This window comes from Victivallaceae bacterium, from assembly GCA_036659455.1.
Taxonomy (GTDB): domain Bacteria; phylum Chlamydiota; class Chlamydiia; order Chlamydiales; family Chlamydiaceae; genus JAVXCN01.
In genome coordinates, this window is the sequence record JAVXCN010000002.1 from 1 (window position 1) to 17,828 (window position 17,828).

Annotated in this window: 12 protein-coding genes and 2 rRNA genes; 5 read left to right on the forward strand and 9 right to left on the reverse strand. The window is 38.2% G+C overall.

Annotated elements, in window-relative coordinates:
• Together RSA43_04015 and rrf are read left to right on the forward strand one after the other, a co-directional pair.
• Positions 1 to 395: ribosomal RNA gene (locus tag RSA43_04015) — 23S ribosomal RNA — on the forward strand; the annotation flags it as partial.
• 140 nt (positions 396 to 535) lie between these two features.
• Positions 536 to 650 (forward strand): 5S ribosomal RNA (rrf, locus tag RSA43_04020).
• A gap of 515 nt (positions 651 to 1,165) precedes the next feature.
• Here the strand turns inward: rrf and nqrF are convergent.
• The 3 genes from nqrF to rlmD all read right to left on the reverse strand — a co-directional run bounded on the left by nqrF (position 1,166) and on the right by rlmD (position 4,363).
• Positions 1,166 to 2,464 (reverse strand): NADH:ubiquinone reductase (Na(+)-transporting) subunit F, encoded by a 1,299-nt coding sequence (gene nqrF / locus RSA43_04025; protein ID MEG2496443.1) that lies wholly within the window; start codon positions 2,462 to 2,464, stop codon positions 1,166 to 1,168.
• Between the two features lie 76 nt (positions 2,465 to 2,540).
• Positions 2,541 to 2,924, reverse strand: a complete 384-nt coding sequence (gene yajC, locus RSA43_04030) for a preprotein translocase subunit YajC (protein ID MEG2496444.1) — start codon at positions 2,922 to 2,924, stop codon at positions 2,541 to 2,543.
• A gap of 224 nt (positions 2,925 to 3,148) precedes the next feature.
• A complete protein-coding gene (gene rlmD, locus RSA43_04035; protein MEG2496445.1) occupies positions 3,149 to 4,363 on the reverse strand; it encodes a 23S rRNA (uracil(1939)-C(5))-methyltransferase RlmD in 1,215 nt (404 codons plus the stop codon).
• Positions 4,364 to 4,534: 171 nt separating this feature from the next.
• On the opposite strand from rlmD, the gene RSA43_04040 reads away from it, so the two are divergent.
• The 3 genes from RSA43_04040 to RSA43_04050 all read left to right on the forward strand — a co-directional run bounded on the left by RSA43_04040 (position 4,535) and on the right by RSA43_04050 (position 6,622).
• Positions 4,535 to 5,146: an IS1595 family transposase gene (locus RSA43_04040; protein MEG2496446.1), complete on the forward strand. Its 612-nt coding sequence runs from the start codon at positions 4,535 to 4,537 to the stop codon at positions 5,144 to 5,146.
• 119 nt (positions 5,147 to 5,265) lie between these two features.
• Positions 5,266 to 6,147, forward strand: coding sequence for a DNA adenine methylase (locus tag RSA43_04045; GenBank protein ID MEG2496447.1), 882 nt, complete (start codon positions 5,266 to 5,268; stop codon positions 6,145 to 6,147).
• A complete protein-coding gene (locus RSA43_04050) occupies positions 6,122 to 6,622 on the forward strand; it encodes a hypothetical protein (protein MEG2496448.1) in 501 nt (166 codons plus the stop codon). Before RSA43_04045 ends, RSA43_04050 begins: the two co-directional genes overlap by 26 nt.
• Before the next feature lie 76 nt (positions 6,623 to 6,698).
• On the opposite strand, the gene RSA43_04055 is transcribed toward RSA43_04050, so the two are convergent.
• The 6 genes from RSA43_04055 to alaS form a co-directional block, all read right to left on the reverse strand.
• Positions 6,699 to 7,064 (reverse strand): hypothetical protein, encoded by a 366-nt coding sequence (locus RSA43_04055; protein MEG2496449.1) that lies wholly within the window; start codon positions 7,062 to 7,064, stop codon positions 6,699 to 6,701.
• 1,053 nt (positions 7,065 to 8,117) lie between these two features.
• The gene (gene hemG / locus RSA43_04060) at positions 8,118 to 9,431 is read right to left on the reverse strand and encodes a protoporphyrinogen oxidase (GenBank protein MEG2496450.1); all 1,314 of its coding nucleotides are present in this window, start codon (positions 9,429 to 9,431) and stop codon (positions 8,118 to 8,120) included.
• Positions 9,428 to 10,795, reverse strand: a complete 1,368-nt coding sequence (gene hemN, locus RSA43_04065) for an oxygen-independent coproporphyrinogen III oxidase (GenBank protein MEG2496451.1) — start codon at positions 10,793 to 10,795, stop codon at positions 9,428 to 9,430. Before hemN ends, hemG begins: the two co-directional genes overlap by 4 nt.
• Entirely contained in the window at positions 10,785 to 11,774 is a 990-nt protein-coding gene (gene hemE / locus RSA43_04070; protein ID MEG2496452.1) for a uroporphyrinogen decarboxylase, read from the reverse strand. The genes hemN and hemE overlap by 11 nt, the downstream gene beginning before the upstream one ends.
• Before the next feature lie 32 nt (positions 11,775 to 11,806).
• A complete protein-coding gene (mfd, locus tag RSA43_04075; protein ID MEG2496453.1) occupies positions 11,807 to 15,067 on the reverse strand; it encodes a transcription-repair coupling factor in 3,261 nt (1,086 codons plus the stop codon).
• Positions 15,049 to 17,661, reverse strand: coding sequence for an alanine--tRNA ligase (gene alaS / locus RSA43_04080; protein MEG2496454.1), 2,613 nt, complete (start codon positions 17,659 to 17,661; stop codon positions 15,049 to 15,051). The genes mfd and alaS overlap by 19 nt, the downstream gene beginning before the upstream one ends.
• Between the last annotated feature and the right edge of the window lie 167 nt (positions 17,662 to 17,828).

The following is a 17,828-nucleotide window of genomic DNA, read 5'->3' on the forward strand; positions in this document are numbered from 1 at the left end:
GGCACCTCGATGTCGGCTCATCGCATCCTGGGGCTGGAGAAGGTCCCAAGGGTTTGGCTGTTCGCCAATTAAAGCGGTACGCGAGCTGGGTTCAAAACGTCGTGAGACAGTTTGGTCTCTATCCTTTGCAGGCGTAGGATACTTGAAAGGAGCTGTTCCTAGTACGAGAGGACCGGAATGGACGAACCTATGGTGTGTCGGTTGTTCTGCCAAGAGCATAGCCGAGTAGCTAAGTTCGGAAAGGATAAGCATTGAAAGCATCTAAATGCCAAGCCTCCCTTAAGATAAGGTATCCCTATGAGACTCCATGTAGAACACGTGGTTGATAGGTTGGATGTGTAAGTACAGTAATGTATTTAGCTAACCAATACTAATAAGTCCATTGACTTGGTTTTTTATCATAGAGAAAGCTTAATAAGCTTTCTCGTTGAATTTATGATGATCCATTTAAGTTTAATAGTTTTTCGTGAACTTTTGTTCTTAAACGTCATTTAATGTAGGTGAATGCTTCATTACTAAATATATTAATAGCTAGCTTGGTGACTATAGAGGAAGGGATACACCTGATCTCATTCCGAACTCAGAAGTTAAGCCTTTTATCGCCGATGGTACTATGCACAAGAGTATGGAAGAGTAGGTTGTTGCCAAGCTTTTTTTATTAAGTTTTATAGCGTTATCATTTCAGTTTTTGTTTCTTTTATATCTTTCAGTTTGTTTTCTTGTTGTAAATTACGTTTCTTTTTACCCTTAAATAAGTAATAGATTTTGTTTATTCTTTAGTATTAATTTTATGGCTGTATTTGTTGTTTAAAGATAATTTTTTAAATACAATATGGTTTTAATGAAATTTAATTGTAAAAATAATCTTCTATATTCTGCTGCAACGGGCGTGTAGCTTTTAAATGAAGAGTTACATGCGTATTAATGAAGAGTTACATGCGTATTAGTGTCTCTGGGTTTGGGTATTGGTGTTAATTGCTTCTTAGTGGCTGCTTATTCTTCTTTTGTGTCGAGATATCAATAAACGGCGTATACAAAACTCATTATCAATCATAAAACGGATCAACGAATCGTCTTTGAGAAAAGAACGATAAGTTCCCAAAGGCTTTAAGATTAATTGTTAATTTTGTTTTCAAAAGTTTGGATATTTAAAAAAAGTCTATAACTAGCTTCCGAAATCATCCAATATAATCGAACTTCGAGGAACACCGTAATCTTCCAATAATTTAAGAATGCTTTTATTGTGCATGGGTGGTCCGCATACGTAAAATAGGTAATCTTCAGGATTTTCCAGTAATTTCAGTTGCCCCAGCTCAAAGGCTTTAAATAAAAAGTTAGTCTTAATAGGATTATTGATGTCCCATCCGTCTGCTATATCTTCAGGGAGCGGTTCCGATAGGACTAAATGGTAATGGAAGTTGGGAAATTCTTTTTCCAGTTCCAGATAATCTTGTCCATAAATGTTTTCTTTTAAGGATCGAGCACCATACCATAAGCTGATATCTCTTTGAGAATGCTTATCTTTGAGTAAATCGGATATGTGACTACGCCCAAATGAAGATCCTGCTCCTCCTATAAGGAAAATAAGAGGCTTTATGTTGTCCTGCATAAAAGATTCGCCGTAAGGGCCTGTCATTGTGATAAAATCTCCAGGTTTGCGAGAAAAAAGATATGACGAACACAAACCCCACGGTATATTTTCTTGAATGCGATTGTCTTTCATCGGTGGTATTGCAATTCGTATGTTAAATTTTAGGAAAGGAGCTTCTTTCGGATAAGAAGCAAGAGAATATGCCCTTGAATCAGCGTTAGGAGTTAACATGGAAAAATCGATTTTCCTGTTAAATATATCCAATTTTTCCCAATCCGAATAATAAAGAGAATCCATCGTAGATTTCCAATCCGAAGTATTTGTTGTAAATGGGGGAACATATATTTGTAAGTATCCGCCCGGTTTATAGGGAATGACGGACGAATCGTTCAACTTAATCACTAATTCCTTGATAAAAGTCGCTACATTTGCATTGGAGACGACGGTACCTGTCCACGTAGAAGCCGTAAGATATCGTTCTTCAACGAGTACCGAAAGATCGTGATGAATTTTGTATTGGCATGATAAACGCCATCCTGAGTTTAGTTGTTTTTTTGAAAATGTGGACTTATCGATGTCAAGAGGAGTACCGACTCCGTCGGTAATTTGCAGTTTACATTGTTTGCAAGTTGCTTTACCGCCACAAGGAGAAGGTATTCCTATGCCTTCATTTTGAAGAGCGTTAAGCAAGGAAATACCTTCCGGTACAATTTTTATTAAACTATCATCGTCATTGATTTTAATTTTGCAGGGCTTAGAACTTAAAAGATACTTTTTTACCAAAAGGATGAAAAAGCACAAAAAAACACATACGAGAGCAAATACGATACTTGAAATACCGATAAGCTTAAGGCTCTGAAGCCCCAAAAACATATGAAGACCTTAAAAAAGATAATACATGAGAAGAATTAACAACTTTATTATCTAAAAACAATTAAAAAATAATGATTCAACCGTTTTCTTTAGGGGTCTCATTCGTTTTGTTAAAAGTATCGGCAATTGCGGCTTTCAAAACTTCCATTTTTCCGTTCTCTATAGATAGAACGACAGTATTTTCTCTTACTTCGTCTACAGTGCCTATAATACCCATCGCTGTGACTTTATCTCCTTTTTTAAGAGATTTTTGTCTTTCTACGGCTGCTTGTCGTCTTTTTTTCTCTGGTCTCCACAAAATGAAATAAAAGAAAACTAATGCAATGCCAATCATAACCACGGGTTGTAACGTGGATGAAGAAAATAAAGAACGGGCACCTTGTGCTTGTTCTTCAGCAAACAATTTAAAATTCGATACGGTTAATAAAGAGATTACCGAAAGTATAAAGGTATGAATCATTGTGACCCTTCCGTGAAAAATTATCTAAAAGAACACCATCGTTTCACGAAGACCGATTGTTCATACAGAACTTTCGAACCGCTCAGACGATTATCCAACAGCACGTCATGGAATGTCATCATTTCGAATGACATCTGTCACGAGGAAGGATACCTAAGAATGACTTTTTTAGGGAATAAAAACTTTTTTTACTGGAAAAACTCGGTTATCAAATGGCTAAGTTACTAATTATTTAAAGTAACCGACGAATCTTTTTGTAAAACGGCAATATTTTCTAGGTGAGGAGAATAGGGGAATTGATCAATCGGTTGCATAGCCGTTATTCGATAACCGGCATCAACGAGTTCTCGACAATCGGCAAACTGTGTTTTGGGATTGCAGGACACATAAATGATTTTGGGAGCGTCGAATCTTAAAAGATATTTGATAATTTTAGATTGCAGTCCTGAACGCGGCGGATCCAAAATTAGGACATCCGGCTTCAGAGACGATCCTCTTATAAATGACTTAACATCGTTTTGTTCTACCGTCATTGATTCAATACGATTGATAACGAGATTCATATTCGCCGAACATACGGCATCTTTGTTGAGCTCAACTCCTATGACTTGTTTGACGAAAGGAGCGAGCATTATTCCTATAGTGCCTGAACCGCAAAAAAGGTCAAAAAGAACCTGATCTTTACGTAGTTCGGCTAATGTTAAAATAGTTTTGAAGAGATTGGAAAATTGTAAATTATTCGGTTGAAAAAAAGCATCGGGTTTTACGACGAACTTATGTTTAATTGAAGTTTCAGGAAGATCGACATCGATGATGATGTAATCTTTCCCGTAGAGACACGATTGAATATAGCTCGTAGGGACGCCTTTGCGCGCGTATTTCTTTCTCCAAATAAAAGATGTTAAAGGCGCTCCGTTTTTTAAATCTTCAACAAGCGAAAGTATCGTTTTTTCATTCAAAGTATACTGAGGGTTTCCCGATGTAGTTAAGATGACCATGAGTTCTTGGGTTGAAGGAGATTTTCTTACGGTCAAAGAGCATAAGGAGCCTTTATTTTTCGGAGCATAATAAGATCGAATTTTAGGGTTTTGATCCCACCAGTTTCTGGTTATTTGGAGACATCTGATGATTGCCCTATCAGCCAGAAGACAGCTATCGATATTCAAAGTACGTTTCGGTTGGCCCAAAGATAATAGACCGAGATACCTTTCGCCGGACAGGGTGTCCGAAAATGAAAACTCCATTTTATTTCTAAAGTTTTTCGGTTGACTACAAGGGATAAGGGGGTGAACGTTACTATTTGCTTCTAAGAGATTGGAAAAAAGACTTAAGAGATCCTTTTCTTTCCTATCGATACCGTCTTTAAAATAGGTGTCATGAGGATAAGAACATCCTCCGCAGCTCCCGTAATAAGGACAGACGATTGTTCGATCGTCCATGATGAATGTATTCCGAATAAAGTTTTTCCAGATCTTAATTAAGACATTTATTTTTCCATAGAAAAAAATGGACTTATATAAAAAGTTACCCTAGATAAATAAAAAATGCGAGTTCATTATGTTTTATAATTAGCACTTAACTACCTTAAAATGATCCTATATAAGGGGGGTATGGAAACACAGTGCCAATCACTCATTGATTTTCTTGCCTTCTTTAAGGATGAAGAAACTTGCATTAAACACTTTGAAGCATCTCGTTTTTGCAATGGTGAATACTGCGCTCACTGCGGGCATACCAGCATTTACCGCATGAAAGGCGGTCGTTTTCGTTGTGCTAAATGCAAACAGGATTTTACTATCAAAACCAATACTATCTTTGGCGAAAGTAAGTTGACCCTTCGTAAATGGTTTGTGGCTATCTACCTGTTAACCATCAGCACTAAGGGTATTTCTTCCATCCAGCTTGCAAAGCATGTTGGTGTTACGCAGAAAACAGCGTGGTTTATGGATCATCGTATTCGCCAAGCCATGCAGCAGGGCAATAACCAGCTTTTCGGCACGGTAGAAGTGGATGAAACCTATATCGGCGTAAAGAAAATAAACATGCCAGGCAAACGCATTGAAGGAACGCAAGGGCGCATTACCAAAGCTAAAACTGCTATTGTAGGGTTGGTACAGCGTGGCGGTGAAGCCCGTGCAAACGTGGTAGAGAATGTCACAATGTGTACTATTGAAAAAAAATATCGTGGAGCATGTGCAGATAGGTACGCAGCTTTATACTGATGATTTCCGTTCCTATAATAAAATAGGCTCGCTTTATCCACATGACAGGGTAGAACATGGTCGTGGGGAATACGTCAAAATCAGAATTCTTGACCTTATAAAACACTAACGAGGGCAGCATGAGCCGGAAGCCAAAAAACCATGACCACCTACCCCTCCCCTTTGAACAGGTAATAACGGGTATTTCCGATGAGCAAAAGCCTGAAACATTGCTGCTTGCTGCACGTCCGTTTCTGAAATGGGTTGGAGGCAAGCGTTCCTTACTTCCGCAACTGGAGGCAAGGCTACCACTGGAATACACCACCTACCACGAACCTTTTATTGGTGGCGGAGCGTTGTTTTTTGAAGTGCAGCCCCGCAAGGCTTGCCTCACAGATATTAACTTCCACCTTGTTCTCACCTTTCAAGCGGTGCGTGATGAGGTGGACGCGCTCATTAAGCAGCTTAAAATTCATGGGCAACACCATGATAAAGACTATTTCCTGAAGGCACGGGATAGCTTGTTCGGTGAAAAAGAGTTTGTAAAAATTGCTGCATTATTCATATACCTGAATAAAACATGCTATAATGGGCTTTACCGTGTCAATAAGAGTGGAAAGTTTAATGTGCCTATGGGTAGCTATAAAGACCCGGCTATTCTGGATGAGGATAACCTCCGCAATGCCTCCAAGTTGTTGCAGGGAATTGATATACAGCAACGTCCGTTTACCCAAACCCCGATTGTTAAGGGTGATTTTTACTATCTTGACCCGCCGTACCATAAGACGTATGACGGGTATAGTGGGCAGGGTTTCGCAGATGCAGAGCATGAAAAGTTAGCACAGTTGTGCCATGATATAAACAAGTCCGGCGGTTATTTCATGCTTTCCAACTCCGATACTGAATTTGTAAGAAAACTTTATAAAATCTATAGCATTGAAGATGTTATGGCATCCCGTATGGTATCGTGCAAATCCAATCAACGGGGCAAAGAGAATGAGCTCATCATCAGAAACTACTAATAGCGGTGGCAAGGCTAACCATACGGGAAACCAGTTGGAACGCTTTGTAGAGCAAGCCCTGCAATCCCATAGCTACACAGAATTCTGGAATCACAAAGCCCAAGCCTTTGATAACCGGAAATCCATAGGAGGAAAGCAATATCTAAAGCAACTTCCTTGTGGACGCACCATTTATCAGACGGTGCGAAAGGTGGATTTCCTTGTTATCAACCGCGCTAAATTTCCTGACGATCTCATTATAGAGTGCAAGTGGCAGCAGTCTAAAGGCTCTGTGGATGAGAAATACCCATTTCTGCTTTATAACATCATCAACACTGGCATTCCTACGGTAATTTTATTGGATGGTGAAGGTTACTCCGCAGCAGCAAAAAAGTGGCTGACAGATCAAGCCGACAAGGAAATGAACCTCAGCTTCTGGGGCTTATGGACAATGACTGAATTTCAAAAGAACATTAACAACGGGTTTTTGGGTTAGGGTAACTTTGTATATAAGTCCCGAAAAAAATAAAAGCCCGTCTTAATTAAAAACGGGCTCTTTTTAAAGATATGACTTACTTTCTTTTAGATTTGATGGGTTTGGAAGGTTTGACAGTGTATTTTTTAGCCGGTAATTTTTTAGAGTTTTTACTGCAAGAAGCTTTTGAATGGTGTGCACTCATTTTTTTTCCGCAACAAACTTTTTTCGAGGTTGGGGTTTTCTTATCCATTTTTTTGATTTTTGCGGCTTTCTTTAAGGAGCCGGATTTTTCCGATTTAATGGATTCTTTTCTATAAATTTTAGCCGTTTTTTCAAATTTTATAGATAAGGTACGGACCCGTTGAGAAGCGGCTTTATTGCCTGTTTCTGCTTTTGCTAAGTCCTTTTGTAAGGAATCCAGCAAGTGTTTCATTAATTTAAAAGTGTCTTTAAGAGCCATGGAATGTCTTCCTCTATGTTTTAAAACGGTATTCTGTTTTAATTTGTAATTAGTTTTTTATTTAAATTCACGCAACTATTTTTTATTGTTTCAGTACATTTAAATTATAAATAATTTTTTCTAATCTATTTTGTTTTAGCAAGTTAATATTGATTTTTTGTTGTGAATAATTTTTTCTTTCAAATTTAAGAAAACGGTCAAAAGACTGTGAGTGCAGATAGCTGTCTTTATTCTAATTTTTCTCGTTGAGATCCCGTTTCAACCTGATGAAATATTGTTTTGCTCATTGTTTTGACAATGATTGGCGATTGAGAAGGTGTTTATGGGTATTTCAGGTCTGTAATTGCTATGTAAGTAGTCATTTTTAGGGATATCAGAAAACGGATTAACCCGAATCTATGAAGCGTGCGGTGATTGAAAAGCGGTTATTCGAATCGTTGGTAAGCTACATCACGAGATTGGTCTGCTTCTATTGAATTGACCGAAACGTATACTTCGTTTTGCATTCTTAATTCAAATTATGAAAAAGCAGAAAAAATGATATGAAAAGTATTATCCGGAAATCCTCCTGAAATATTCGTCTCGGAATTGATTTTTCTTTTGAAGAAAGTTTGTTGATGAATATCTGTGAAATGTTTTCTTAAAAAAGTTTGAGTTAGATATATGAGCAAATTTTTACTCATTTTTATCTAAACGATTATTTCAGAGCTCATACGCTATGTTCCAATACATTTGATTTCGATAGCATTTTTTTTGTTAGGACTCAGAGAATCCGATTCGGAGTTGTTTTCGGATTATTTCTCTTTATTTTCGGAGATTTTTTGCTTGTTGTTGTTTGAGAAACAAATGGGCTTTATGTTTATTTGTATGATCGTACTTGCATAGAACCCGCCAAATGTTTATCGGATGAATCTTAATTGGAGGATTGCTTAAAGGCTATCGGTTATTTTGGAAAAATTGAAAGAAGAAATGGCTGCGAATCGTCATTTTTAAAAAAGATCTTTTGTTGTCCCATATTCCTGATGTTAGATTCAGATTTTCCGGAAAAAGCGCTTATGGCTTTAAAAAGGAATCAGACACGATTCCGTTTTCGACTAATTCATAAGCATTGGAAATGCAAGTATTGACTCCCGGACCGGTAACATCTTGACCCGAAATAATCAATTGACTCGGAAGTTCTTGGGTTGTCCGAGATAAAAGCGACATAAATCCAGGCAGTCTTTGAGGGATCCCGTGTTTCGATTTCGACACTGACACGACTTGAGGTTCTAATGAAATTTTCAAGTAATCAGAGAGAGATTTAGAGCCTTCTTCTTGCCCTTTTGTTCCTGACATTAACACTGATATTTGGGTCTTCCCTTTGTTTTTATCCGGAAATATATCGGAGTTCCATAGAAAACCTAATGTATCCGAAGAATCTTTAACCAGCATTCCGTAACCTCTTCGCTTAAGAAGAGGAATCTTTGACCATCCAAAAGAGGCACAAGTCAATCGGTTTTCAACAATATGTTCGGCCAAACGGTTAATTAAAGGAATTTGCGGTTGCAGCAAGGGTTGCAGTTGCGATAAAGGAACGCAACTGATAAGGAGATTAGCAGTAACGGTTTCTTCTGGGGAGTGAATGGAAACCGTTTGGTCGGGGTTAAAGGATATATGAGAGGTATGAAATAAAGTTTTCAGATTTGCGGACATTTTCTGAGATAAAGTGTCTGTGAGAATATTCATCCCGTCTTTTAAGGAAAATAAACTAGGGGTCCCCGTTTTTTTTTGCATGGATTTCCAGTTGCAAAGGTTACACAAGGCTCCTTTAATGAGAGAACCGTAATGATTTTCCCAATTTTTTAGGGTAGGAAACGTTGCCTGGGAAGAAAGTAAATCGATATCTCCTGCTTTTACGGCAGTGATGACAGGTGAAAGAATGGTCTGAACGAATGTTTGCGAACAATGTCTGTATAAAAATTCTTTTAAAGTTTCGTCTTTCGAATCATGCTTTTTACAACGAAGATCTTTGATTAAAGAAGAAAATAATCCCATTTTGGATAGTAAGAAAAGATTAAAGGGATATGTTTTTCCTTGATAATGAAGGTATCGTTTGCGTGCCGTCGGTTCGGAAGGAAGCAATTGTCGATTTATATCCAGATCGTTGATGAGTTTTAGAGTTTTTTCTCCTTTTCCTTTAACGAGAAATGCATTAGGTCCTGATTCCAGGACAAAATTATCGATATATTCAGTACGGATCATTCCTCCGGCTCGCGACGATTTTTCTAAAATCGTAATTTGCACATGATTTTCGTATTTTTTCTTTAAAAGCCATGCTGTAGTCAAGCCGGATATCCCCGCTCCTAAAATAACGATTTTTTTTATCATATGGATTGAGAAAAAATGGGGGTATTATTTGTTTTATTAGCTAAATAATCATCGAAAGCAGTAGCGATTACTCTTACGAATAGTTCTCCTAAAGGAGTAACGAATAATCGGTCACAGGTATTCTTCAATAATCCGACGGATTCCATTTCGATCAATTTGCGTCTTATTTGAACAAAATGATCATCGAAAGGAGTCCCGAATGAAGTTTGAAATTCCGATTTTTCAATTTCAAACTGACACATCAATCTATGTATGACCCATTTTCTAAGGGTATCTTCAGGACTCAGTATGAAAGTCTTTGCAATCGGAAGTCGATCAATTTGTAAATATTCATCGTATGATGCAAGAGATTTTGTGTTTTGTACATAGGTATTATTGATGAATCCCGTTGAAGAAATTCCAAAGCCAATCAGATTGTCGGCAAGAGGTAAGGAATATCCTTGAAAATTTCGAATAAGCGTTTTGTTCAAATAACTTATGGCTAAAGAGTCTTTAGGCAAAGCAAAGTGGTCCATTCCGATTGCTATATATCCCGCTTGTATTAATCGATCTCGGGATCTTGAATAGATACGAAATTTTTCTTCCATGCTTGGTAACCAATCGTCTTTTATGGCTTGTTGGTGTTTTTTTAACCAGGGCACCTTGGCATATGAGAACAAGGCTATTCTGTCAGGTCTCATTTGTAAAATAAGGTCTAAAGTTTCTGAAAAAGAGTTTGAAGTTTGGAAGGGAAGTCCATATATGAGATCAAAGTTAATGCTTTCGAAATCCAATTTTCTACAAAGGTCGTAAGCATATTTCGATTGATAGTATGTTTGTTTACGTTTAACGGCTTCTTGTACTCTATGATTCGTATCCTGAATACCTAAACTTATTCTATTAAAGCCTAGATTTTTGAGGAGTTGTAAAAATGCTCCGCTATCGTCAATTACCGTTCTCGGGTCTACTTCCATGTTGATTTCGTTATCGGGGGCGATAATAAAGGCTTCTTGAATATGTTTGAAAAGCTTGATTAAGGATTGACATTGTAACCCGGAAGGCGTGCCGCCTCCGAAGTGGATTTGAGTGACTGTCGGAACGCCCGTTAATATCGATCGGATCAGATGAATTTCCTTTCTCAAAGAATCGATATAGTTATATTCGATAGCAGGATTACGGTTTAATATGACGGAGCAGCCGCAGTAAAGACACATAGAACGACAAAAAGGGATGTGAAAATAAAGGGAGAGTGGGTCGGTTTTTTTGATTGTTTGTAGGGCCTTGAGATAGTCGGATTCATCGCTTTGATGCCATTCCGGAACGGTCGGATAGCTGGTGTAACGAGGAACGGGTTGTTCCAGCCCTTTAAGAAAATTAAAATCCATTTCTAATATAGTCGATGGTGAATTTCACGTTATCTACGGGAGTTTCCGGTACTAAACCGTGTCCCGTATTAAAAATATAGTTCGAATTTTTCAAGAGGTGTTTATCTAGATATTTTTGTATTTCTTGTTGAGAAGCGCAGAGAAGCAAAGGAGGCATGTTCCCTTGAAGGGCGACGTGTTGGGGAATACCGGTCCTGATTTTTTTTAGAGGAGTCAACCAATCGATGCTCAAACAATCCGCTCCCGTTTGGATCAATTCTCGAAAATAAAAAGAAGAATTTCTACAAAAGAGAATAATAGGTGTGTCATATTTTTCACGTAAACTCCGTATAATTTTTTGATTCGGAAGAACGGAATAAGTTAAAAAATCTTCTTCGGAAAGTTGATGACTGCAAGAATCGAATAATTGAATAACATCGACGCCGGCTTGAATTTGAAGTTTGAGATAAGTGATTGTTGCATCAATTAAAATATCTATCATAATCGAAAATTCTTTCGGATAACGTCTCATATGAATTCCCGTTTTTTTAAAGTCTTTGGAAGCGCCTCCGTCTATCAAATAAGAAGCAATTGTGAAAGGGGATCCAGCAAACCCGATTAAAGGAACTTTGAGTTCTTTTTTTAGTGATAGAATACCTTTGATTAGCGGGCGAAAAATTATTTCCGGTTCATTAGTAAAAGTTAATTCCTGCAGAGAATAATCTATTATGGGCCCCGATGACGGCAAAAAATCATATGCTAAGGAAAAACCGTCCAAAACGGTTAGAATATCCGAGAATAATATAGCAGCATCGGTGTCCAATATCCGAGGACCCAGATAAGTCGCTTCGGCAATAAAATCTTCACTGTGAAATAACTCTTTGAGAGTGTGTTCCTTTTTTAATTGTTGGTATTCGGGTAGATAGCGTCCGACTTGTCTCATAAACCATATAGGAGTCTTTTGACTCCGATTTTTCAAGGCTTTCAAAAACTCCGACATAGAAATACGATCTCTTGTTTAGGAAAAAGCAGCTATTCGGATCTGGAAGGGAACAGTGCGGTTAACTTTTCCGATATGGTTTGAAAAAATCCCTCAGGCTCTTGTTGTAGGGAATAAGAAAAGGCATTTTTTATTTTTTCCTGCTTACCGTGTTGTTGGTCGGCCCGCACCAGTTTAGAGTCACCTTTAATGAAAGTAAAATTATTTTTCATTGCAAAAATTTTTAGTTTATTCAATTCGATTAACCAAAGGACGGAAGTAGGCAGAGGACCGAACCTATCTCGAATTTCGAAAATGACTTGTTCGATTTCATCGAAAGTTTCTGCATTTCCTAATTTTTGATAAAGTTCAAGCCTTAATGAACTTTCCGGTATGTAGGATTCGGGAATTTCGGAAATAACCGGAAATTCTATTTTAATTTCTTCTCTCAATAAGGATATTTTTTGTTTATTTTCCAGGGCTTTCACGGTTTTTTTTAATAATTTACAGTAGAAACTGAAGCCAATAGCGCTGATGTGTCCGGATTGATCCGTTCCCAGTATATTTCCGGAACCGCGCAGTTCTAAATCATGCATAGCGACCTTCATACCGCTCCCATGCTCATGCTTGGTTAAAATTTCCAGACGTTCGATAGCTGCTCCATACAGGTCGTTTTTGGAAGAGATCATAAAATAACAATAGGATTTTTTATTCCATCTACCTACTCGACCTTTCATTTGATATAAATCCGAAAGACCGAAATGATCGGCTTTATCGATAATAATAGTATTGGCATTCGGAATATCGATACCGTTCTCGATAATTGCGGTGGCTATAAGGACGTTGCATTTTTTCGTTTTGAATTTTCGAAATACTTCGGTAATCTCCGTTGAGGTCATTTTACCGTGAGCGACTGCGATTTTTACTTCGGGAATCAGTTCTTGAATGAATTGAGCGTATTCAAAAATGGTTTCTATTCTGTTGTGAATAATATAGGCTTGCCCATCACGTAGCAATTCGTGACGTAATGCCGCTTTAATGATTTCCGGATCGTGTTTACAGATAAAAGCCGAAACGGGAAGTCTGTCTGAAGGCGGCACGCTTATAATCGATAGATCTCGAGCACCGACCAGTGACATATAGAGAGTCCTAGGAATGGGAGTAGCAGACAATGTTAGGCAATCGATTTCCGGAAATAGTTGTTTTAAATGTTCCTTGACACGAACACCGAATCTTTGTTCTTCGTCAATAATAAGCAAGCCTAGCTTTTTTAATGTTACGTCTTTGCTGATAACTCGATGCGTTCCTATGATGATATCGACTTCTCCGCTTTGAATTCTTTCTAAATTCCGTTTAATTTCTTGATTTGAGGAGTATCGTGATAACAGGGCAATACGAACGGGCAGTCCTAACATACGTTCCGTAAAAGTTTCATAATGTTGCATAGCCAGTAGAGTCGTCGGCGTCATGACAATTACTTGTTTATTACCGTCAAATACGGCTTTTACGGCTGCTCGCATAGCTACTTCGGTTTTACCGAACCCCGCATCACCGCAAATCAGACGGTCCATGATTTTGTCCGAACACATATCGGAAAAAATATCTTCAATTGCCTTTAACTGGTCGGTTGTTTCTTCGTAAGGAAATGAATCACAGAAAAGACGGACTTCGGATCCGTGATCGGGATAAACGAAAGCTTTGCGTAAATTTCTTTCGGCTTCCATCTGTATGAGATGCCTTGCATATTCTACTAAAGATTGTTCCGTCATTTGTTTACATCGGCTCCACTTAGAACTGCCTATCTTATGTAGAGTAGGGTTTTTTTCCGACGTGCCGACGTATTTCATAATTAAGTGAGATTGAGACATCGGGACCAAAAGAGTTCCGTTGTCGGCATATTCTATTTCCAGATATTCGCTTTCGAGATTGGATTGCGGATGCACTGTTTTTCTAATGCCTTTGAACTTCCCGATGCCGTTGTGAATATGAACAACGATTTCTCCGGGAATGGGTACAAAAAATTCTTCTCTTGAAGACGAGCGGTAATTTCTCTGTTTTTGTCGTCTCAATACTTTTTGTGACGAAAATTCAATGGTAGAAATAAAAAAAACCGATTTTTCAGGAAAATAGAATCCGGATGATAAATTTTCTTCCCTAATGTGTACTCGAACGTTTTTTATATCTTGTTCCGGAAGCGAAGCAGTTGATAGAAGAGTTTTTTTGCGGTAAAGAAAAATATTGATTAAGTCCGGAGAAAACATTGCTTTCTCTTGCACAATCTCTAAGATCGATTTTAATGAAAAATCGTCCTTTTGTTCACTGAGAAAAATTTGCTCTGAAGAAAGAAAAGGAGAGGATACTCGGGTTGACGGGATGTCTACTAAAAATGCATTTAATAAGAATTCGGATTTACTTTTTACGGATTCTTGATTGATTGTTTGATGAGATAAGAAGATTTTTGGATGATTTAACGTTTTTTTCAATAAATCCGTCATTGTCCGGAAAATTCCGGGGAGGCGGTTTAAAGTGCCTGCCAATTCGGAATATTTATTTTCGAGTAACTCTAGGTCGTCAAAAATAATCGTCACATTTTCAGATAAATAGTCAAAAACGGATCCGGTGAGCTCTCCGTGATTTTTAATGGGTTGGGCTGAAGTGATCATGATTTCCGTAACTTGTCCCGTAGAAATTTGATCGGAGGGATTGTATGATCGAATCGAAGAAATAGTATCATCCCAAAATTCAATGCGAAAAGGTTCGCAGGCGGAAAGAGGATACACGTCAATGATGCCACCTCTATATGTCATTTCACCTTTTTCCACGGTTACCGAAACTTGGCAGTATCCGAGTTCAAGTAATAACTCATAAACGGTTTCCGGATCGGATTTCTCACCAATTTTCAACGTGAGATTTTCTCTCAGAAGAGTTTCCGGATTTGTAACTTTTTCAAGCAAAGCTTTTAAACCTGTGATACAGAAATGTTGCTGGGTAGTCTTTAAGAAATCGCATAATAGTTGATCTCGTTGTCCTACTGCATCGACATTGATCATGTTGATTGACAGTTCTCTATCCGATGACGGAAACTCTTTAGGACGTATTCCGGAAATAGCAAAAATGTCTTCCGATAACGTATCCATACCGGTGTCGTCGGTAATGAAAATAACATGAGAATCCGTATTTTTAAAAATCCAAGAAGCTAAAAAAGCTTTCGAAGCCCCCGTTATATTTTCAATTAACAAGCTTTTGTCTTGGGAAAGCTTTATTCGAATATTGCTTAATAAAAACGAATCGAGTTTTAGTGGGTTAGAATCCATTTTTCCATGAAATCGGCTAGAATTATTGAGTGATCGATACGACAACTACCTTGTGCCATATGAGTTTTTCCGCCCCATTTACCGTCATGTTCTTGCAAGAGGTATTGCAGAAGATCATTCGCATGAAATCCTTTATTTACGAGATTGGGAGAAATGCTTGAAAGTACGATGCAACGACCGTCTTTATGAGAAGAAATAAGAGATATGATATCGTGTTTTTCAATCGTATGTAAGATTTCGGCATATTTGCGAATTGCAGCATTTTTTTCTTCGGGAAGATGTAAATAAAAACTCTTCAATCCCTTTAATATTTTCATTTCCGGAATAAGATTTTTAATGTGAAGAGAGATTAATTGTTCTTCTAAGCATGCATTACGGTTATTCAAAGCTTTATTTTCATTGATAATATCTTTGAGTTTTTCATTTAATTGATCGACAGGTGATGATAAAACCGAAGCGATTTTATAAAGGGCGTCAAGACTCGAATTAATGGTTGTCTCGGCTTGTTTTCCGGTTACGGCTTCTATTCTTCTGATACCGGCTGCAATGCCGCTTTCCTTTATTATTTTGAAAAACCCGATCTCTCCGGTTTGCGTCGCGTGAGTTCCTCCGCATAATTCTTTTGAAAATCCAATATCGACGATTCGAATGACGGAACCGTATTTATCTCCAAAAAATTGCTTAATATCTTTCTTTTCAATAACTTTCTGATACTCTTCTTCATAAATATTTACGGAAATGTTATCTCTGATTTTCTCATTAACTGCATCTTCTATGGTAGACAGCTCTTCTTTCGAAAGAGCTTTCGGATGCGTAAAATCCAAGCGTAGCTTTTTATCGTCGATTAAAGATCCAGCCTGTTTGATATGTTCACCAAGAATAGTTTCAAGAATTTTGTGCAATAGATGACAGGCGGTGTGATTAGTCGAGATTAATTTTCGAATAGCCGTGTCTACGGAAGCTTGTACTTTATCACGTATCGATAAACGTCCTTGAATAAGCTCTCCTTCGTGAGCAATGATTCCTGCCGAAGGAGTATAAGTGTTACAAACCTTAAAAATTCCGTATGGCCCGACGATATGTCCTTTATCTCCGATCTGACCTCCTTTTTCCGGGTAGAAAGCAGTTTCATTGAGAAGCAGAATGCCGGTTTGTCCTTTTTGCATTTCGGAAACGAGAGTACTTTCGGAAATAATCGCAGAAATTTCGGTAGCGAGATCGGTTCGATTATAACCCAGGAATTTCGTATGCGTCAATCCGGTATAGATGTCGCCGGCAATGATATCGGATTTATTACAAGTTGATTTTGAAATTTCCTTGGCTTTGAGTTCAAGTGCGACATATTCTTCCATATCGACGGTAAGACGATTATCCTTAGCCAAGAGTACGATCTCTTCTAAAGGTAGGCCATAGGTGTCTTTTAACTTAAAGGCATCGGCTCCCGATACTCGGCCGGATGTTTTGGAATTTTCCAAAACCGTATTGAGAATAGAGCCTCCTCTTTTCAAAGTTTTAAAAAAGTTCTCTTCCTCAATATGAAAAACTTCTTGCAAAACGGTCTTGGATTTTTCCAATTCGGGATAAGCTCCTCCCATCAATTGGACTAGGGAGGGAACGAGCTCGGACAAGAAAGGTTGCTTAAACCCGAGACGACGTCCGTAATTAACCGCTCGTCTGAGGATTTTTCTTATAACGTAACTTCTATCAGTGTTGCCGGGTCTTAATCCATCGGCAACGGCAAAAGATAGAGAACGGACGTGATCGGCAATAACTCTAAAACAAGGGTCTAATCCATGATCGCTTTGCGTGTAGGTTTGTCCGGACATCATTTCAATTCGAGCTATCAAATCTCTCAAAACATCGGAATCAAATACCGAAGCCCGTTCGTTGATTAAAGAAACCACCCTTTCTAATCCGGCCCCTGTGTCTACGCTTTTTTTAGGTAGCGGAACGTTTTCTCCTTGTTCGTTTCGATTATACTGCATGAACACGAGATTCCAGTATTCAAGAAATCTTTCTCCTTCGAGATCTTCTTCGGGGGAAGCGGCGGCTCCGAATGCAGGACCTCTATCATAAAGAAGTTCGGAGCAGGGGCCGCAAGGTCCTATATCGGCCATCGACCAAAAATTATCTTTATCTCCTAATCTTATGATTCTTTTTTCAGGAAGATGTCTTTTCCATAAATCGAAAGATTCATCATCTTTGCAGTAAACCGTTGCCGTTATTTTGTTCGGATCGAAACCGAAAACGTCCAGAGAAGCGGACCAAGCGAAATCAATAGCCTCTTGTTTGAAATAATCGCCGAATGAAAAATTCCCCAGCATCTCAAAAAAAGTTAAATGGCGAGAGGTATGGCCGACATTATCAAGATCGTTATGTTTCCCGCCCGCTCGGATACATTTTTGAGACGTTGCTGCTCTTCTATAATTGATCTGTTCTTTACCGAGAAAAATATCTTTAAATTGATTCATTCCGGCATTTGTGAACAGAATGGAGGGATCATTATGAGGAAAAACAGGAGATGAAGGAACTATCGTATGTCCCCGATCCTTAAAGAATTTCAAAAATTTTGTTCTAACGGCATTGCTAAGCATATTAACGGAATCATTAAGTGATCGGAATCAACACAAGGAAGAATTTTTATTAATTTTTAGGTTTCTTTCAAGTTTATTCTTATTATTGCTCTCTTTGCGGAGAGCGCTTTTGAATTTCGGGTAATTTTTTTGTTGTAGTCAGTATTTGGATTTAAAGGACGGACGAC